Consider the following 20,126-nt stretch of genomic DNA (forward strand, 5'->3'; position numbering starts at 1 on the left):
GCTATTTTTTACCCTTCCTCTTCACCGAACGCATGGGCACGAAAAACAAAAGCATAGGTTCAAGGGCCTTGAAGGATAGCTTCAAGCGGCTTGAACGGCACCTCCGAGCGGCTTGAATGGCATCTCCGAGGACACCAATTGTAATTAATTGAATTACTGCAAGTTACCAATCAGCAACCCGAACCATAAAAATCGCACCCGCGCCCCTGCCTATTTGCGCAGCTCGCGCAGCAGGAATTCGGCGGCGTAGCGGCCCATCTGCTCGTATCCCAAGGCGTTGGGATGCAGGCAGTCGGGCAGTCTCCACTCGGGGCGGAGGGCCTGCCGGTCGGCCGGGTCGGCCATCAGGCGGTCGAAGTCGATAACACCGTCAAACTCGCCGCTCGTTCTTATCCATTCGTTCACCATCTCCCGGCCGGCCTCATGGTCGGGTGTAAAGTAGCCGGCGCCCTTCATCGGGGTGATGGTCGCGCCGTAGATGCGCAGCCGGCGGGCGTGAGCCTTGGCCACCATGAGCTTGTACTGCTCGATGAGCTGGCGCGCCGTGGTGCGGCCGTCGGTGCTCACGCCGATGTCGTTGATGCCCTCAAAGACGATGATGTACCTCACTCCGCTCTGTCCCAGTATGTCTCGGTCGAACCGATCCTTGCCCGGTGCGCCGTAGCCTGTGGTGAGCACGCGGTTGTTACCTATGCCCAGGTTGAGCACACCCACATCAGTATGCTCGCGGGGCGAGTTGAGCACGCCTGACATCACGTCGGGCCAGCGGTTCTGGCGGTCGGTATCAGACCCCTTGCCGTCGGTAATCGAGTTGCCGAGTATGGCCACGCTGCGGCCGCCGGTGCGGTAAACGTCGAGGGCGGCGATGTTGAACCACTTCTCGTAACGGAACGAGCGGGCGAAGTCGGTGTGCGGTCCGGAGTAGCCTTTGAGGATGTAGGAGGTGGTACGTGAGCCCATGTGAACGGTGGGTTGCTTGGGAGCCTCGCTGTAGTTGATGGTTACGGCCAGCAGCTCATTGGGCCTGAGGTCGAAGCGCTCGGCATCGGAAACCACGGCGCTGCCGGGGGGCAGCGTTACGCGTTGGCGGTTACTGAAGCGCAGGTACTCGGCCGACTTGGGGTCGATGGTAAAGGAATCCTTGGCGTGGGCTATGTACACGGAGCGTATGCGCAGCGTATCGCGGCTGAGTTCGTTGGAGAGGTGCAGCCTCACAATGCTGCCCCCGGCCGATACCTTGATGATTTGGCGCACGCTGCGGTTGGTCATCTCGTTGTTGTAAGGCATGTAGCTGCGTACCGGGGTCTGCTGGGCGGCGGCCCAGGTGCCCGTCCAGTTGTCGTAAGTAGTTGCCCGGCCGAGGCGCGGCAGGCGCTGTGCGGGCACGGCCAAGGTATAAAATAGTATAAATGCTGCAAGTATTCGGCGCATAATCTCATGTTTGTCGTGCAAAAGTACACACATCTTTTCAAACCCCGTAATATATTTGCTATATTTGCAAAAACTTTGAGAAAACAACCAACTATACTGATACAATGAACCGATTTACGCTTCTTACACTTGCGCTTGCAGGCTGGCTGTCGGCCGGGGCGCAAGAGAATCCGCTGTGGATGCGGTACAGCGCCATCGCTCCCGACGGCCAGACCATCGCTTTCTCCTACAAGGGCGACATCTTCACCGTGCCCGTTGCGGGCGGCAGTGCCCGCCAACTGACCACCAACGCGGCCTACGACGCGCGCCCGGTGTGGAGCCCCGACGGGCAGCGGATTGCCTTCATGTCGAGCCGGGAGGGCAGTCTTGACGTCTACGTGATGGACAAGACGGGCGGCGCTCCACGCCGGCTGACCTACGACAGCGGCGACGAAACGCCCCTGACATGGCGAGACAACGGCCACATACTCTTTAAGGCAAGCCTCATGCCCGATGCCCGGACGGCCCTGTTTGCCAGTGCACAGTTCCCACAGATATACGAGGTGGGCGCTGAAGGCGGCCGGCCGCGCAAGTTCTCGGACATAACAATGGAGGACTTGAGCATCAGCAGCGACGGCGATATCCTCTATCACGACAAGAAAGGCTATGAAGACGAGTTCCGAAAGCACCACCGCTCGCCCATCACACGCGACATCTGGCTCTGCCGGCAGGGCAAGTTCAGCCGGCTGACCAGCTTCGACGGCGAGGACCGCACGCCCGTTTGGACGGCCGACGGCAATGCTTTCTGCTACCTGAGCGAGGAAGACGGCACCTTCAACGTGTACCGCCGCAGCCTCGACGGCAGCCTAAAAGAGCAGCTCACGCACTTCAAGGGCAACCCGGTACGCTTCCTCACGGCCGCCCGCAACAGCACGCTGTGCTTCGGATATGATGGCGAAATCTACACCCTAAGCCCCGGTCAGCAACCGCAGAAGGTGCACGTCAGCGTGACGACCGACCGCACCGACACCGAACTGGACCGCCAGACGCTGACCAGCGGGGCAACGGAAATCAAGCTGTCGCCCAGTGGCAAGGAGATTGCCTTCGTGCTGCACGGCGATGTTTACGTTACTTCGGCCGACTACAAGACCACCAAGCAGATTACCGACACGCCCGAGCAGGAGCGCAGCATCGACTTTTCGCCCGACGGAAGGGCCATCGTCTATGCCTCCGAACGTAACGGATTGTGGCAGATATACCAGACAAGCATCAAGCTCAAAGACGAGAAGGAGTTCGCCTACTCCACCGACTTGGTGGAGGAACAGCTGGTAACCTCGGCCCTTACCTCGCTGCAACCCAAGTACAGCCCCAACGGTAAGAGCGTGGCGTTCCTGGAGAACAGGGGCACGTTACGTGTGGTTGACGTGAAGAGCAAGGCCGTAAGAACGGTGATGGACGGCAAGTACATCTTCTCCTACAGCGACGGCGACGTGTGGTACGAGTGGAGTCCGGACAGCCGATGGCTGCTCTCCTCCTACATCGGTAGCGGCGGATGGAACAATGCCGACATTGCCCTGGTGAGCGCATCGGGCAGCGGCGAAATCCATAACCTCACCCAGAGCGGCTACAACGACGGCAATGCAAAGTGGGTGCTCGGCGGCAAGGCCATGCTCTTTGAGAGCGACCGGGCCGGCTACCGCAGCCATGGAAGCTGGGGAAGCGAGCGCGACGCCTACCTCATGTTCTTCGACCTGGACGCTTACGAGCACTTCAAAATGACCAAGGAGGAGAAGGAACGCATGGCCGAAAAGAAGAAGGAAGAGGCCAAGGAGGCCAAAGACAAGGACACGGAAAAGAAGGACAAGAAGCCGAAGAAGGACAAGCCGAAGGCCGATAAGGAACCTCTGAAGTTCGACCTCGACAACTGCCGCGACCGCATCGTGCGCCTCACGGTCAACTCCTCGCGCCTGGGCGACTTCCTGCTCAGCCCCGGCGGCGACTCACTTTACTATCAGGCGGCCTTTGAAGGCGGCTACGACCTGTGGCGACACGACCTGAGAGAGAACAAGACCGAGATAGTTCTCAAGAACGTAGGGGCCGGAGAGATGCTGGCCGACAAAGACTTTAAGACGCTGTACGTGAACACCAGCGGCGGCATCAAGAAGGTTGACGTGGCCAAGGGGTCGGCTAAGAACGTGGAATACGAGGCCCGCTTCAACTACCGACCTTACGAGGAACGACGCTACATGTTCAGCCACGCCTGGCAGCAGGTGAAGGACAAGTTCTACGACCCGCAGCTGCACGGCGTTGACTGGGATGGTTACAGGCAGACGTATGAGCGCTTCTTGCCCTACATCAACAACCGTTACGACTTCCGCGACATGCTCAGCGAGCTGCTGGGCGAGCTCAACGGCTCGCATACGGGCGCCCGCTACTACCCCGAAGGGCCCAAGCTGAAGACTGCCTGCTTAGGTCTGTTCTTCCAGTCGCAGTACAACGGCGACGGCCTCCAGATAGAGGAAGTCATCAAGCGCGGGCCTTTCGCCGTGCGCAACACGGGCGTCAGGGCCGGCTGCATCATCGAGAAGATTGACGGCGAGGCACTCTCAAAGGACAAGGATTACTCTTACCTGCTCGACGGAAAGGCCGGCAAGCCCGTCAGAGTGAGCATCTACGACCCCAAGAGCGGCCGTAGGTTCGACGTGACCGTAAAGGCCATCAGCAAAGCCGAACAGCTGGAACTGCTCTACAAACGGTGGGTTGACCGCAACCGCGCAACCGTTGACAGCCTCTCCGGCGGCCGGCTGGCCTACGTGCACGTAAAGGCAATGGACAGCGAGAGCTTCCGCACCGTGTTCAGTGAGCTGCTGAGCGACCGTAACAGGCAGCGAGAAGCCGTGATAGTAGACGAGCGACACAACGGCGGAGGATGGCTGCACGACGACCTAACCACACTCTTGGGCGGCCGACAGTACCAGAGTTTCGTGGCTCATGGCAAGTACATAGGCTACGACCCGTGGAATAAATGGGTGAAACCCTCGTGCGTCATGATTTGCGAAGACGACTACAGCAACGGCCACGGCTTCCCCTTTGTGTACAAGGAACTGGGCATCGGCAAGCTCATAGGCACCCCCGTGGCCGGCACCATGACGGCAGTGTGGTGGGAAACGCTCATCGACAGCAGTATGATATTCGGCATTCCGCAGGTTGGCTGCCGTGACATGCGCGGCCACTACGGCGAGAACCAGCAGCTTAATCCCGACATCGAGGTTTACAACTCGCCCGAAGATTACCTCTCGGGAACCGACCGCCAGCTGCAAAAAGCCGTGGAGGAGATGCTCCGAAAGTAACCTCCGCCACACCATTACTACCCCGGGCACCGCGTCCGGGGTATTTTTTTTGGCAGCAAGGCAGGGCAAGCGAACCATCAAATGCAAGCCTTTGCTTTGGCAAAAAATACGCTGTTGCAACTTCCTTAGAAACCATCGGCAGCATAAAAGGTATGCTTCAAGCCTCTTGAACGATACCTTCAAGGTCCTTGAACATGCCATTCAAGAGGCTTGAATGACACCTTTTGCCATTTTATTTGTAAGTAATTGACTATCAGCTGCTTGTAATTAGAGTTGGCGGAGGGAGCCTTTTGTGCCGTTCATCATCCCCTCCTCCGCCTCCCCTTTCCAAGGGGAGGATACCGGTTTGCCCTTTTGCTATATTTATAAAAGTAGGTAATTGGGGTCTGCTTGTGGGCGCCAGCGGTTCCTTCCCTTAGAAAGGGGAGGTTAGGAGGGGATGATTTTGCAGGCTGCAGGCTACTAATTCACAATTCATAATTCACAATTCACAGGTTACGAGGGTAGAGGTTGGCTCCCCGGTCATCCCCTCCTCCGCCTCCCCTTTCCAAGGGGAGGATACCGGTTTGCCCTTTTGCAAATCGTTGCTTGCTCGCTCCCGCTATGCAGCAAACTTGCAGCAGCAGAAAAAATACTCTGTTACTCTGTCTTTAAAAACCAGCAGCTAACCGGCAGGGAGCATGCAGCAGCAGAAAAAACACGCTGTTACTCTGTCTTTAAAAACCAGCAGCCAACCGGCAGGGAGCATGCGCCAGCGGTTCCATTCCTTGGGAACGGGAGGACAACGGGCGATGGGGAGGGCCGGCGGTGAGGTGCGGAGGAAACAAAAAAGGCCCCTACCGGTGGGTAGAGGCCTTGATTTTATGATGCTTGCTTATTCGTAGCCGGGGTTCTGGATGAGAACATCCTTGCCACTGAAGTCAATCTCGCGCTGCGGAATTGGCAAGATGGTGCGGTCGTCGTTGTACTTAACTTCGGTGCCGCCTCTGGAGGTCACGCTGCGCTTGTTGCGCCAGTAAGCGAAAGCTATCTGGTTTTCGGTGAAGAACTCCTTCTCGTATTCGAAGAGAATATCGTCCAGTGTAACGCTCGATACATCCGTATAACCGGTTATGCGGTTCTGTCGGAGCTGGTTGATGAACGGAGCTGCGGCTGCTCCACCGTTGAGGTGGAAGGCTGCCTCGGCTGCAATGAGGTAGAGTTCCGAGAGGCGCACAATCTTAAAGTTGTTCACATAGACGCTTCCACCGCGGCCGGGATACTTGCCGGAGTAGTAACCGGGCACGTCGGGGTGTGAGGTCTGGTCGTTCACGAGCTGGCTGCGCACGTCGTTGTTGGCAGCATTGCTGAGGTACAGGAACAAGGGGCTCTTCTCGTTGAACACACACTCGGCATAGCCGTCGGGGCTGTTGTAGTAGCCCACGGAGTAGCGGTCGTTGTTGTGGTTGTCGTTCACGCGGAGCTCGAAGATGGCCTCGCTGGTTCCTTCCTTATCCCAAACGCCGGGATAGTCGGCGATGGTATAGAGCTTGTAAACGTTGCTGTTGATTACTTCCTGTGCGTCCTTGAGGGCGTTAGCATAGTCGCCGGCGTACAGATAGGCACGTGCACGGAGCGAGAGGGCCACCCAGTAGTTCATCGAACCCAGCTTCACGCTCTTTGAGAGCAGGGGCATGGCGTCCGTGAGGTCCTTGATGATGAAGTCGTAGGTTGCCTTCAGCGTGCTGCGTTTGCCCTTGTAGTCGGCGGGATAAACCTGGTCGGCGAGCACCAGGCCCGTGTTTTCGGCGTTAACATCCTGCACCGAGGCGGGTATGTGGCAGAACATGCGGGCCAGGTCGAAGTGAAGCAGGGCGCGCCAGGTGAGGAGCTGGCCCTTGAGGTCATTGATTTCGGCCTCATCACCCTCTACCTGCGGCACGTAGGAGAGGCTCTTGTTCACGTTTCCCAGTGCCCCGTAGTAATAGTTGTAGCCAAACTTGGGGTAGTTGTCGTTCTGGGTTACCAGGTAGTTTGATATGGCCGTGGTCTGTCCCATGTCCACACCAACCTTGAAGTCGTTGGTCAGTATGTCGGCATAAATACCGAACTCCGAGGTGTAGGAGAAGCGTACGCCGTTGTCGTAGTCTATCAGTCGGTAGGCTACACCGTTCACTGCGTTCTGCAGATCCTGCACGGTAGTGATGGCGTCATCGTCCTTCAATTCAACGGAAGGTTCCGTATCGAGGAAGCCGCTGCACGAAGTGAGCAAGATGCCGGCAGCAAATCCCATGAATAAAAATATCTTTTTCATATTCTGTATGTTCTGTTTAAAATTAGAAAGTTAAGTTTACACCGAACTGGAAGGCGCGCGTTGCCGGGGTATCCGTCTGGCGGTAGCCGTTGATATCCACATCAGGATCCACGTCCTTCGTAGCACAGTAAATCATGAAAGGATTGGTTGCACGGAAGTAAACGCGCAGGTTCTGGATGTAGTTCTTCGATACGGGAACGGTGTAACCCAACGTGAAGTCGCGAACACGGATGTTGTCGGTCGAACGAATCTCACGAGAAGAGAAGCGGTCGGAACGGAACGGGTTGGCATAAATGGGCTGCGGGAACTCTGCCTTGTCGCCCGGCTGCTTCCAGTACTTGCCCACTACGCTCTTTGATACGTTGAAATTGCCCACGCGCACACCATCACTAAAGGTGAGGAAGTAGCCGGGATAGTCGAACATATCGGCTCCGAACTGGTACGAAATCATAAACGAGAGGTCGAAGTCCTTGTAAGTAAAGCGGTTGGTGATACCACCGAGCACATCAGGTACTGCCTTGCCAACGATTGTCTTGCCGGCACGAGAGTAGTAGTTGGTTACGCCCTTGGACTCATCTTCTGGGTCTATCCAGAACTCACCCAGACCTGTCTCGCTGTTCACTCCCTTGAATTTGGGCAGGAAGAACGTGTGCATAGACTCTCCTTCACGCAGAAGATACATGTTGCCATCGCCGTACTGCACGTCGTCTCCATTGGGGAGCTTGTCTACCTTGACGCTTTGCCAGGTGAGATTGAAGTCGGTATCCCATGAAAAGTCCTTGTTGCGGAAGTTCTGAGAGCTGACAGTAAACTCCACGCCGCTGTTCTTCAAGCGGCCCAGGTTCTGCCACTGGCTGCCGAAACCGGTCACGTAAGAGGTCGGAGTCATAAAGAGCAGGTCCTTGGTGAGCTTGTTGTAGTACTCAACTGTAAGCGTTACCTTGTGGTAAAGGGTCCAGTCAAAGCCCACGTTGAAGTTCGACGACTTCTCCCAACCTAACTTGGCGTTCTCGCGATTGGCCCAGAAGATGGCGGGATCGGAGCCGTACGCGCCCGTTGTGGCATAGGTTCCCATGTAGCCGTAGTAGTCAGTAGGCAGGTTGCCGTTGGTTCCGTAGCTGGCGCGAACCTTCAAGTCGGAGAAGAGTTGGCTGTCCTTGAGGAACTCCTCGCCACTGATACGCCACGCACCTGATACCGACCAGAAGTTTGACCAGCGGTTGTCCTTGCCCAGACGGGAAGAACCGTCGCGGCGGAAGCTCAGAGAAGCGTAGTACTTGTTGTCATAGTTGTAGTTTGCACGGCCCAACCAGGAGAGCATGTTGGCCTCGTAAGTGTAGCTGCCGCTGCCTGAAGCCACGCCGTTGGAGAGCTCCGGCAGCTTGGCTGTAGCGTAGTTGTGCGACTGCAGGTACTGGCCGAGCAGGTTCTTCTTCTCAACCTCGTAGCCTAAGAGGGCGTCGAAGTTGTGCTTACCCCATACGTTGGCATAGTTGAGTGTGGTAGATGAGGTGAGCGTCTTGTTGGTAAAGCCCCAGCGCTCGCCCATACCATGGACGGATTCGCCGTTAACGCTGCTGGGCGACCAGAACTCACGCGTCTTGTTGTCAACGTAGTCGAAGCCGAATATCTCGCGAACGAGGAAGTTGTAAGGCAGCTTCACCTCGGCTGTCAGGTTGCTCAGGCTGCGCACAATCTCGGAGTTGATGGTCTCGGCATAGTCGCCGGTCATCTGTCCGAGCATGAGGTGCGGGTTCGAAATCTTGCTTCCGCTGAATGCGGCGTCAGGGTTATAGGAGCCGTCCTCCAGCTTCACGGTAGCCGTTGGGTCCATGGAGAAGAGGATAGACATAGGAGCGGTGGTGCCGAAGCCCTGAGCCTGGTCTCCCTGGTCACGTATTCCCTTCGAATCAGTGAACGAAACCATCTGCTTGGCGCTTATCTTGAACCAGTCGTTTACCTGATGGTCCAGGTTGATGCGGCCGCTGTAGCGGTTGAAGTCGGTACCGCGAACCACTCCCTTCACGTTGTTGTAGCCCATGCTTACAAAGAACTTGGTCTTGTCGCTGCCGCCGTTGATGCTCAACTGGTGGTCGGTCGTGAAGCCGTGGCGGTACACTTCCTTGTACCAGTCGGTATCAGTAGTGCCTTCATAGTCGCGGAACCAGCCGTTGGGAATTTCGGCCTTGGCGGCCTCCATGGCAGCAGCGGCATCCATGCCTTCCCTGTACTGGAAGTAGCCCTTGAGTGCATAAGTGTAATACTCCTTGAGTTCCGAGGCGTTCATAGCCTCGAGTGCCGACGGTTTGGCAATGCCTGTCCAGCCTACCGAGCCATCGTAAGTAACGCGGGTCTTGCCCGATTTGCCCGATTTAGTGGTGATAATAACCACGCCGTTGGCAGCACGAGAGCCGTAGAGTGATGCAGCTGCGGCATCCTTCAGCACCGTCATGCTCTCGATGTCGTTCGGGTTGAGCGACGAGAGTACCGACAGCTGTCGGATTTCTGATGTCATGTCGGCAGGGCTGTCGGTCAGTGCAACACCGTCTACCACGTACAGCGGCTGTGTTGAACCGTTGATGGAGCCGATACCACGGATAGAGATGCTCTGGTTGGCACCCGGGTCTCCGATGGATGAGCCCACGCGCACACCGGCCATCTTACCGTCGAGCGACTTGACGAGTGAACCTTTCTCTGCCGAGAAGTCTCTGTCCTTCAGGCTCTCGGCCGAACCAGTAAACGAGGCCTTGGTGGTTGTACCGTAGGCCACTACCATCACCTCGTCCAGCACCTTGTTGTCAGAAACCAGGCGAACGGTCATGTTCGGAGCCGCCGTAACGGTTTGCGAAACCATGCCGATGTAGGAGATGGTCAGCTTACTGCCGGCAGGTGCCGACAGCGAAAAGCGGCCGTCAACATCGGTAACCGTACCAGTATTGGTGCCCTCAACGCGGACGGAGGCCCCCACAACGGGTTCTCCGTCTTCTTGAGACACAACGGTACCGGACACCCTGGTCTGAGCCAGCGCCATTCCTAAGCTCAGGAACAGGCAAGCCAAAAATGTCATAAGTCTTTTTTCCATAAAATCTCTCTCTTTAAAATATATAATAATGTTTTATTCCTATTTGCTAATCGGGTGCTGTTGCCACGCTGCAAGCATTCCCGCTAACCTAAAGCAATTCTCGCTGGCACGCCGTTACGTTTTCACGTTTTTTGCTTACACAATGCTGGCAGTTACCCTTTGTTTCAATCTTTACTAACAGGTTACAAAATTAATGCTTATTTACCAATGATGCAACAAAATTAATTAAAACCGCTCGATATTAAATACTATTTAACAATTGCAGTCCTTTTTCGATGTAGAAAGTGAAAGATTATGCACCCGTTATCCTTTAAAACTGTCATATCTCGCACCCCGAAAAAAGAAAACTGAAACCTCTCGCCCGCTCCGTTTACATTTGTTAGTAGACCGGCTGCACATCTATATCTACGAGGTAACACACCGCCGGCCACCGCCACCGGCAAGACCTGACTCCTGAACCCACCGCCCCAAGCGCCTCATCTGCCTGCTATACGGGTACGAAAAGCCATCTTTCACAACTTTCGACAAGTGTCGAATAATCGTACGACAAGTGTCGAATAATCGTGCGACACTTGTCGAAAGTTCCCGAAGCATGCTTTCGGCACGCTGGCGGGTGCCCTGCGACAAACAGATTGGCGCGCACTTGGAAACACGACCGGCAGACCGGCAATGGAGCTGTGTGGCCGGAAAAAGAGGGAAAGCCAGCATGCCGGCTTGCTGCGGGGCAGCTCCCGGGCGGCCGGAAAAGGCGGGAAACGAAAACGGCCCCATGCCTTGGATTTCTCCCTGGCATGGAGCCGGAATGTTGCATGTCGCGACAGCGTGCTATTTGAGTGTGAGCACGTCGGCATAATTGCCGTAGCTGCCTGCTGCTACGGTCCACTTAAAAGTAAAGGTAAAGGTCTTGGAGGCCTCGTCGTAGGTGCTGCCTTGGTCTGATACGCTAACCATGCCGTAGGTGGGGTGTACGTATCCGGTCTCCATCTGCGTGGGGTAAACGGTCACCTTGTCGCCCGAAGGACTAAAGGAGAAGCCGTATCCCTCGGTCCATACGCTGCTAATGCGGTAGCGGTTGCCAACTTCGGAGTACTCAATGCTGACCTCATCGGCAAAGCCCAGGAAGTCGCAGACGTACGTTCCGGTGCCGAAAGGCTTGTAATCCAGGCCGGCGAACTCCACCGACTGCGAGGAGCGGGCGCTGCCGTTGGTCGCTACCACCGTGATAACGTACATACCGTGGAGGTTGGTAACATAGAGGTCTTTGTAGTCGGAGGGCGAAACGTCTATCTTGGTGCCGTTTTTAACCACGTAGTCGGCATACTGCGCCTCGTCCATCTTGTGCTCCTCCTTGGCACTCTTGAGCTCTGCAAGGTAGTAGGTTTCCCTGGCCGCAGCGTTTGTAGCTACGCGTATCAGGCAGTCGTTGTCGGCATTGTAGCCCTCGCCTGCCGTGTACTGGTAGACGGTAGCCATGGGTGCAGAGTCGCCTCCGGGCTCGGTACCCTGTTCGTCGGTGCATCCTGTGAGCAGCAAGAGTGAGCAGAGAGATGCAGCCAGATATTCTATAGTCTTTTTCATATACTTGCTTTTCTTTATGTGATACTGCATTTACCATTTAAATTCGGGCGAGTCTTCCGCGGGTTGTACGGGGTCCGGGTTCTGCGTCATGCCGCCGTTGTAATCCGACTCGGTACTGATGAACGTCCACACCATCCAGTTGGGCAGCGTGTTGGTGTTCCAGCGGGCACTCTCCAGGTGGTTGGTGCCGGCATAGCTGCGTATGATGCCCTTGTTGAGACGCTTGATATCGTAAGTAGCAAAGCCCTCACCCCACAGCTCGACGCGGCGCTGCCACCACACTTCATTCTGGAAGGCAGAGGTCTGGTTGTTGTAATAGGGCTCGTTGTGCTGGCCGTACATGTACTGTGGGTCACGCGTCTTGGCAAACGCTTCGAGCAACTGGCGGCCGCGGGCCTCATCCTGCATGCCGGCGGCCTCGGCCTCGATGAGCTTCATCTCTTCTATCCGCATGAGCGGAACCGACACGCACCAGGCGTCGTACTTCACGTCGGCCTTGCCTGCTGCATTGCGGAACTTCACGCAGTAGCCACCTAATCCGTAGTTGGCATTCTCCACTCCGCCCGCGTAAAGACGTTCGGGATAGTTGGAATAGGCCTTCAGGGCATTGATGGCATCGGCCTTCGACATGTCGTCGAGCTTGAAATCAACCCAGCACATCTTACGGAAGTCGGTCTCGGGAATGGTCTCGAAGAGGTGTCGGTCTATCACCATCAGGCCTCCGTAGTTGCTGGCATAGCCGCATCCGAAGCCGTTCTCCGGTATCATGGCGGCTCCCCAGGAGTCATCGCCGTCGTTGGTCAGGATGTTGGGGTCGGTAGGTTTGAACTGCGTTGCGAACATCCAGGAGCTGTTGGGCGTATTAAACCCGTTGTCACGGCTCAGGTATTCGTCGCGACTTATCATGGTGTAGCCCTGTTGGGCCTTTTTAGCATACTCCTCGGCTTTGGCCCAGTCTTGCTTTTCCAGGTAGGTGCGGGCCTTGAGCCCGTACACAACGCTCAGGTCGGGCGTGTACTTATCGGTCCTTTTATAGCTGGCCAGATACTGCTCGGCGTAGTCAAGATCCTTGAGAATGAAGTCGAACGCCTCGCCCCATGTCATGCGTTCCTGGTGCATGGCCTCATCAGCAGTGCGCAGTTCGTCGGCCTTGATGGTGGTTAGGGCATTGTGATCTTCGCCGTAAGGCTTTGAAGCATACATCCTGGCCAAGTCGAGATAGTACATGGCCCGCATGGCATAAGCTATTCCGGCGCCCACTTTTCTTCCCTCCTGGGGCTCTGCATAGTCGGTAGCTCCGGCGTTCTTGATAACTACGTTGCAGTCGTTAATCCAGCCGTAGTAGTAGGTCCAGGGCAACTGAGTAATGCTATACCCGGCTGCCATGTACCGTACGGACTGATACCAGTAGGTGTACTGGTTGGCTCCTCCTACGGGAACAACATCCTGCCCCTCCACATCGCGGGTGAGAAAGAGGGAGGTGTAGCCATAATCCCACGCCCTATTGTCGGCCGGGGAGTAAAGTCGCTTGCCGCTGAGGTTGCCCGTCAGGTTGGCTACTAAGTTATCAAAAGAGCCCGGAGCGTTGGCAACCTGCTCCAAAGAGGGGTATCCGTTCTGCGGCGTAACCTCTTCAATACAGCCTGAGAGCATGCCGGAACCGAGGCCCGCAATGACGATTGCTGAAAATATCTTGTTCATATTCTTGTCCTGATTGTAGTGATGAATTAGAAAGAAACTTGTAAACCGCCCACGATTGTGCGTATAGGAGCGTAGGTGTTGAGGCCCGACGCCTGGGTTCCCTGGAAGTCATAGCGCGGGTCGAGGCCCTTGCGTGCCGACCAGAAACAGAGGTTCTCGCCTTGTACAAATACGCGGACGCGGCTCAGCATCAGCTTCTGCGTAAGGGCGGAAGGCAGGGTATAGCCCACCGTGAACGACTGGAAGTTGAGGTAGCGGGCGCTTGTCAGGAAGCGGGTAGATTGCGACGTGACGTTGGAATCGTCGTACATGAAGCGCGGGATGTTGCTCGACGTATTGTCGGGGGTCCATGCCTTGAGCACGTCTACAGAGTAATTAGCGCCGGAAGTCTTTGAATATACGGGGCCCATGAGTCCCGCATAGCCGAAGTCATATATCTTGCCGCCAATCTGATAGTCGAAGGTGGCACTGGCGTCGAAGCCATATATGCGCAGCGTTGTGGATATACCTCCGCTTGCCTTGGGCAGCATGGAGTGGGTATAGTAGGTGGCCTCGCTCCAGTTAGTGGTGGTAAAGGAGTGCTTGGTACCCGGTTTGCTGGAGTTGGACATGGTTCCCGCCTGATAGGCTTTGTAGATATCCTCGTCTACCCAGTAAAGAGGTTCGCCCTTGTCGCTCACACCTGCATACTCCACCAGCATTGCATTGTAGAGCGGCTGGCCTTCGGCATACCACATGGCGACATTGAAGCCGTTGTTCACATCGGCCTGCGAGAAGCCGCCGTACTGCTTGATTTTGTTCTCGGCCAGCTTGAGCACCTTGGCCGAGTTGTGCGAGATGTTGCCCGTAACGTTCCAGGTGATGTCCTTGGTGCGGATGATGTCGGCGTTCAGTATGAGTTCCACGCCCGTGTTGCGAATATCGCCAAGGTTGCCGTAGTAGCCGCGCACGCCCATGCTCTCAGGCACGCTGAGCCAGAAAAGCATGTCGGTGGTTTTCTTGTTGTAGAAGTTCAACTCTCCGCTCAGACGGTTCTGCAGGAACGCGAACTCCAGTCCGACGTTGAAGTTGGTGGTCGTCTCCCATGTAATGTCAGGATTACCGATGGAATAGAACGACGGTAACATGGCCTTGTCGCCCTTTGACAAGCGGTAGCGCTCAAGGAAGTAGAAGTTCGGGATGCCGTCGTTGCCCTGCTGACCGAGCGATACCTTCAGCTTCAGGTTATCAATCCAGTCGGCATTCAGCTTCTTGAAGAAGCCCTCCTTCGAGATAATCCAGGCGCCGCCCACGCTCCAGAAGTTGCCCCAGCGGTGCTCCTTGGCAAAGCGGCTGGAGGCATCGCGGCGATACGAAGCCTGTGCAAAGTAGCGCTGGTCGTAGTTGTAGAGCACATTGCCGAAGTAACCTTCCACGTTGTACTTTGTGCTGTAGGAGTAGCTGTCGTAGCGGTCGGCGAAGGCGTTTATTTCCTTGATGTCGGGCGAGAAGCCTCCGCGGGCCAATGCCTCCAGGTAACCTTCCTTGTTCTTGTACCACTCGTGGCCCAGCATAGCCTGCAAGTCATGCTGTCCGAACTGCTTGTGGAAGTTGAGCGTCTGCACGTAATTCTGGCGGAAAGGTACGTCACTGTACTTGTCGATGGAACCGTTTTCGGAGGCGGCGCTGCCTATGAACGGGTTCTCATAGTGCGAGTAGCGCGTAAGACCGAGGTTGAAGGAGTTGGTCGACGTGAACTTCAGCCACGGCGTCAGGGTGACATCGAAGTTCAACTGGCCCGTTACCTGGTCGCCTTTGTACAGTAGTTGATTGTACTTGTTGGCTCCGATGGGGTTACCTGTATTGAGGAACGGCCGCGAACCCTGACCGGGGAAGTTGGTGGACGGCACGCCGAAGTCGTACATCGGATGCCCGTAGCGGTCGGTCTTGATAACAGGATTGTTGTTGGCATCCAGCACCCGCACGTAGAGCGGGTAGATGGGGGCGATGTACATGGTATAGTAGCCCATGTTGGCCGAATTGCTCACGGTGTTGCTCAGGTTGGGGTTAGACTCCGTGGTGGAGTGTACAAAGCCCACGTTGGCCATCACCTTCAGCCAGTTGGTGGCCTGATAGTCGGCCTTCAGGCGGGCTGTGATGCGCTCGAAGCCAGAGTTTTCCAACACTCCTTTTTCCTTCAGGTAGCCCAGACTGGAGTAGAAACTTATCTTGGAGGTCCCTCCGCTCACGTTCACATTGTACTCCTGGCGGAAGCCATGGCGGTAGGCAGCGTCCTTCCAGCTATCGGGCAAGATATAATAAGTCTCGTCGCCGTACTTGTACGAACGGCCTAACTTGGCCTGCGGATTTATCTTGCCGTCGAGCCCAATCAGCTTCTCACCGTCGGGAAGGGTGAAAGGATTGTACTGCAGTCCTATGTTTGAGTCGGTAAAGAGGCGGCTGTTTACCCAGGCGTTAGCCTGCTCGCGCGTCATGCCCTGCTTGTAGAAAGCGTAGTTGTAAAACTGGGTATAGTAGGCTTCCATGTAGCGCGCGGGGTCTGTAAAGGTCTCGTACTCCTGCACGCTGCGGCTGGTGCTGCCCCATTTTGCTTCCAGATTGATGTGTGCCTGCTGGCTCTCGCCCTTCTTGGTGGTAATGAGAATAACGCCCGAAGCGCCGCGCGCACCGTAGAGGGCGGCGCTGGAAGCATCTTTCAGCACCGTTACGCTCTCGATGTCGTCCTGCGGAATATTGCTCAACGAAGCCGTGTAAGGTGCGCCGTCCACGATAATGAGCGGGTCGGTACTGGCATAGATGGAGGATATACCGCGGATATGGATGTTGCCCTGCGTGCTGCCGGGCTGGCCGCTGGCGCCCGTTAGCTGCAGGCCCGGCACCGAGCCCACCAGTGCATCGGCCACGTTGGTGGCTATCTTCTGCTTCAGCTCGTCTTTGCCCATAACGGCCGCCGAGCCTGTGAACGACGACTTGGTCTGCGTACCGTAGGCAACAACCATCACCTCGTCCAGTGTTCGGTTGTCTGGAGTGAGCACAATGCGCATGTTGGCCTGTGCCCTTACCTGCCTGGACTGCATTCCTATGTACGACACATCGAGCCTGGCACCCGGCTGCGCAGCGATAGAGAACTTGCCGTTCGCATCAGTTACCGTGCCCGTCTGGGTGCCCGCCACGCGGATAACAGCGCCCGGAATGGGCTGACCGTCTTCCGCAGAGACCACGGTGCCACTGACTGTTGACTGTGCCAACGCCATTCCCAAACTCAGGAAAAGGCAGGCAAGAAACATCGTTAGTCTTTTTTCCATAAGATTTCACTATTAAGTTTAACGATAGGTTTATGTTTTCTTTCTCCGGTTAGTGCAACTTGAGTTAACTTCAGGAGGCTAACAGAATTTTTCCATAGTATGGGGCATTGCCCCGTAAGTGTACTGCATGTTCAATGCACAAAACAAATGGCAGTCAGTATGCCTATTATTGCAAATTTAGAGTATATTTATTAATGTTGCAACAGATATAAACAAAATATTACGGAGATTAAACAATAATTAACTAAACGGGATGTCACAAGCCGCCGTTCGCAACCAGCAGGCAGTTAATTCATAATTCTTAATTCACAATTCACAGGTTAGGAGGGGATGATTTCAGCTGCTTTTCACACTTTTACTGCCAATTCTCATCCCCTCCTCCGCCTCCCCTTTCCAAAGAGAAAACCTACCCCGGCCCTCCCGAAGGGAAGGAGCATTGCTGCTCAACCATCGCTTTTGTAAAGCCCCCTCCCCTTGGGAGGGCAGGGGTAGGCTCCCTGTCATCCCCTCCTCCGCCTCCCCTTTCCAAAGAGAAAACCTACCCCGGCCCTCCCGAAGGGAAGGAGCATTGCTGCTCAACCATCGCTTTTGTAAAGCCCCCTCCCCTTGGGAGGGCAGGGGTAGGCTCCCTGTCATCCCCTCCTCCGCCTCCCCTTTCCAAGGGGAGGATACCGGTTTGTTATGCTGCTGATTGACAGCTACTTGCCCGCTCTTACCAAGCAGCAGGATTAAAGGTGCCATTCAAGGCCCTTGATGGATAGGTTCAAGGAGCTTGAAGGATAGGTTCAAGAGGCTTGAACGATAGCAGAGGGGGAGCCTACCCCTACCCTCCCAAAGGGAGAAAGAGAAGAGTTCCCCCTCTCACTGCCACCTCTCTTCGGGAGGGTTGGGGTAGGCTCTCCCCACAAACACAACGGAGGCGACCTTCAACAGGCCGCCTCCGTCATGTAATAGAGATTTTATGTATCACTCATTTGGTAGTATGAGGTTTATAAAGAGAGACCTTTCGCTTTCTAAATACGCTGCAGGTAGAAGTAGTACAGTGACAACATGAAACCTTGCAAGGTCTTGTAAGTTCCGTCGGTTGTCTGGCCAAACCACATGCCTACGAACTCGTAGCCTTCCAGTCCGGTAGCTGTGAAGTCCCAGGTACAGGTTCCGTCGCTGCCTTGGCTGTACGTTCCGTCCATGCTGATGTCGGGACTGTAGAAGTAATAGGTTTCTTCTCCCGTATCTCCCATTGCCATGGCAAGTATCTGGTTGCCCTCTAACGTGCCCAGATTGGCGAGGTTGAACATCTTGATGGTTGCCTTCTGGGTGTCTACGGTCAATGGAATTTCCAAGCCGGCGGTCTTGAAGGGCTCGCTCATAAGCTGCAGCGCGTAGGAGCCGTCGGTCTTTTTAGCCATCTGGGCCAGTAGATACCGCCAGCCTTGTGCTGTGTAGTACATCAGGCCGTAGTAGCCGAGCAGATCCTTGTCGAAGTCGAACTGGCGCACAAAGATGGAGTCTTGGATGCTGCCCGACTGGTATTTGAGCCAGCCCGAGCGCATGTTCTGGGTGGTGTTCTCGGTGAAGGTAATCTTCAGGCTGTCGCCAACAACGGTGGCGCTCATCCAGTCGGCATCCGATGAGAACGTAACCTCGGTGTTGTGCTTCATGCCGTAGGCATGGGTGGCGGCCTCATCGCCCACGCTGATGGAGTTGCCGGCACTCAGCTGGAGCACGAACCCCATCTGCTGTACCGTTACCTGCACGTAGTCGCCTGCTGCGGAGTAGATGGTCAGCTGGGCGGCACGGCCCTCGTAAGAGTCGTTCTGCGTTACCGTTACATCTATCTTGCTGCCGTTTACGGTGGCCGTACACCAGGGCTGGGAAGACTCCACCTTGGTTACTCCCTGCGGGCTGTTTACGTGTACGGAGCCTGTAGCAGCGCTGGCGCCGAAGAGCACCCGCGAGCTGTCTACGGCGATGGTAGACTCATGGGCGTAGGGGTTGGCCGTCTCGTCGTCGCTACACGAGGCGACGACCAGCAGCCCCAGAGCCAGGAACAGAATGCTGAATATCTTTTTCATAATTACTTCTTTTTAAGTGATGTGAGCCAGTAAACGCGGTCGCGGTTATTGATGTTGTAGGCAGGATACTTGGTTCCGATAGGGCCTATGCGCGTTCCAAGGTCGGGAGTGAACTCATAGAGGATGAAGCTCGTTACCTTATAGGTTCCCCACACGCCGTTGTCAACCCAGTCGTAGCTTTGGGTTTTCTCGTTCCATTGGGTCATCATGCCTTGAGTATCGGTATAGATTACGTAGCCGGCATTCTGATCCCAGCCCGTTAGGCGCACCACATTGCCGTTATCGAGCGGGACTCCCACTACCTGGGTGAAGATTTCCAGCACATTGGTTGCTCTGACATAGCGCAGCAGGATGCTGTAGTTGGGGTTCAGTCCCTGCATCTCGAAGCCGCTCTTGTCGGCAAGAGGCACGAGCTTGACATCCTTCTCCACCAGGGCCGATGTCTTGCTGGAAGTGGAGTGGAAGCTAATAGTCCAGTCGCCAGCCCACTCAAGGAACTTCTTTACCCATTCGGGGTAGGAAGCCTGGAGGGTGAAGGCCTGCCCCTTGGAGTCGGTACCCGTGTACACTTTCTTTTCGCTGTCGTAGGTCAACTCGCGGAAAGTAGCGTCGCCAACCTGTATGGGTTCGTAGAAGCGCAGACCCGTAGAGGTGTACACAAACGAAGGTTCGGAGCCTATGTCGCCCGTCGTCATGTCGGCATAGAGGTTGCTCGCGTCAATCTCTCCGCTCACGTCAACGCCGTTGATGCTGCCGTCGAAGAGGGTGTAAGTATCGTCCGAGAACTGCTTCTTGAATGCAGCCACGTCCGCCAGGTACTCGTCAGCGGGCTTGGTGAGGCGGTACATGTAGAGCGTGTTGCCCGTTCGGTAGCCGTGCACCTTCACCACATCGGTGCCTATGCTGTCTACCACGAACTCAAAGTCGCCCTGGTAGGCCTGGTACTGCGCCGATGAGGGGTCGGAGAAGAAGTGCATGAGGGGGTTATAGGTATCGAAGGTGATGGCGGGTCCTACCTCGTTGGTCATCTTATAATAAGAGGTATGGAACTTGCCGTCGCCCAATTCGGAGCCTACCCGTACCTGCAGCGAGTCGAACTCGCACGTAAACACGTAGCCGCCGTACTGCTGGTTGGGCTCTGGAAACACCTCGAAGACCCATCCGTACTTTGAACCGGTAAGGGTTTTCTGCGTGTCCGTGAGGTACTGTTGCAGGCGGATGGAGGATGCCTGGTCGAAAGTGTCCTCCTGATCCTTGAGGCACGACTGCATGAGCAGCGCCGGGAGAAGGAGCAACAGGTATAACAGTATATTCTTTCTTTTCATAATCGTA

The 20,126-nt window shown here is 55.6% G+C and carries 9 protein-coding genes; 1 reads left to right on the forward strand and 8 read right to left on the reverse strand.

The window, feature by feature from the left end; all coding sequences use genetic code 11:
- Positions 1-210: 210 nt before the first annotated feature.
- Positions 211-1,431, reverse strand: coding sequence for an SGNH/GDSL hydrolase family protein (locus BMW31_RS04405; RefSeq protein ID WP_091821797.1), 1,221 nt, complete (start codon positions 1,429-1,431; stop codon positions 211-213).
- Between the two features lie 104 nt (positions 1,432-1,535).
- Between BMW31_RS04405 and BMW31_RS04410 the strand changes: the two genes are divergently transcribed.
- Positions 1,536-4,760, forward strand: a complete 3,225-nt coding sequence (locus BMW31_RS04410) for a S41 family peptidase (protein ID WP_091821611.1) — start codon at positions 1,536-1,538, stop codon at positions 4,758-4,760.
- A gap of 874 nt (positions 4,761-5,634) precedes the next feature.
- On the opposite strand, the gene BMW31_RS04420 is transcribed toward BMW31_RS04410, so the two are convergent.
- The 7 genes from BMW31_RS04420 to BMW31_RS04455 form a co-directional block, all read right to left on the reverse strand.
- Positions 5,635-7,053, reverse strand: coding sequence for a RagB/SusD family nutrient uptake outer membrane protein (locus BMW31_RS04420; protein ID WP_091821617.1), 1,419 nt, complete (start codon positions 7,051-7,053; stop codon positions 5,635-5,637).
- 22 nt (positions 7,054-7,075) lie between these two features.
- Positions 7,076-10,135 carry a SusC/RagA family TonB-linked outer membrane protein gene (locus BMW31_RS04425; RefSeq protein WP_255404816.1) on the reverse strand — a complete coding sequence of 1,020 codons (3,060 nt, stop codon included), beginning with the start codon at positions 10,133-10,135 and terminating at the stop codon, positions 7,076-7,078.
- Positions 10,136-10,960: 825 nt separating this feature from the next.
- Positions 10,961-11,713, reverse strand: coding sequence for a hypothetical protein (locus tag BMW31_RS04430; RefSeq protein WP_091821801.1), 753 nt, complete (start codon positions 11,711-11,713; stop codon positions 10,961-10,963).
- A 30-nt stretch (positions 11,714-11,743) separates the two neighbouring features.
- Positions 11,744-13,414, reverse strand: a complete 1,671-nt coding sequence (locus BMW31_RS04435) for a RagB/SusD family nutrient uptake outer membrane protein (protein ID WP_091821623.1) — start codon at positions 13,412-13,414, stop codon at positions 11,744-11,746.
- Between the two features lie 26 nt (positions 13,415-13,440).
- Positions 13,441-16,719 (reverse strand): SusC/RagA family TonB-linked outer membrane protein, encoded by a 3,279-nt coding sequence (locus BMW31_RS04440; protein ID WP_255404817.1) that lies wholly within the window; start codon positions 16,717-16,719, stop codon positions 13,441-13,443.
- A gap of 1,013 nt (positions 16,720-17,732) precedes the next feature.
- Positions 17,733-18,794 carry a BACON domain-containing protein gene (locus tag BMW31_RS04450; RefSeq protein WP_091821632.1) on the reverse strand — a complete coding sequence of 354 codons (1,062 nt, stop codon included), beginning with the start codon at positions 18,792-18,794 and terminating at the stop codon, positions 17,733-17,735.
- Positions 18,795-18,796: 2 nt separating this feature from the next.
- A complete protein-coding gene (locus BMW31_RS04455) occupies positions 18,797-20,119 on the reverse strand; it encodes a DUF4302 domain-containing protein (RefSeq protein WP_091821635.1) in 1,323 nt (440 codons plus the stop codon).
- Positions 20,120-20,126 lie beyond the last annotated feature (7 nt).

It is taken from the genome of Prevotella sp. kh1p2 (genome assembly GCF_900111525.1).
Taxonomy (GTDB): domain Bacteria; phylum Bacteroidota; class Bacteroidia; order Bacteroidales; family Bacteroidaceae; genus Prevotella.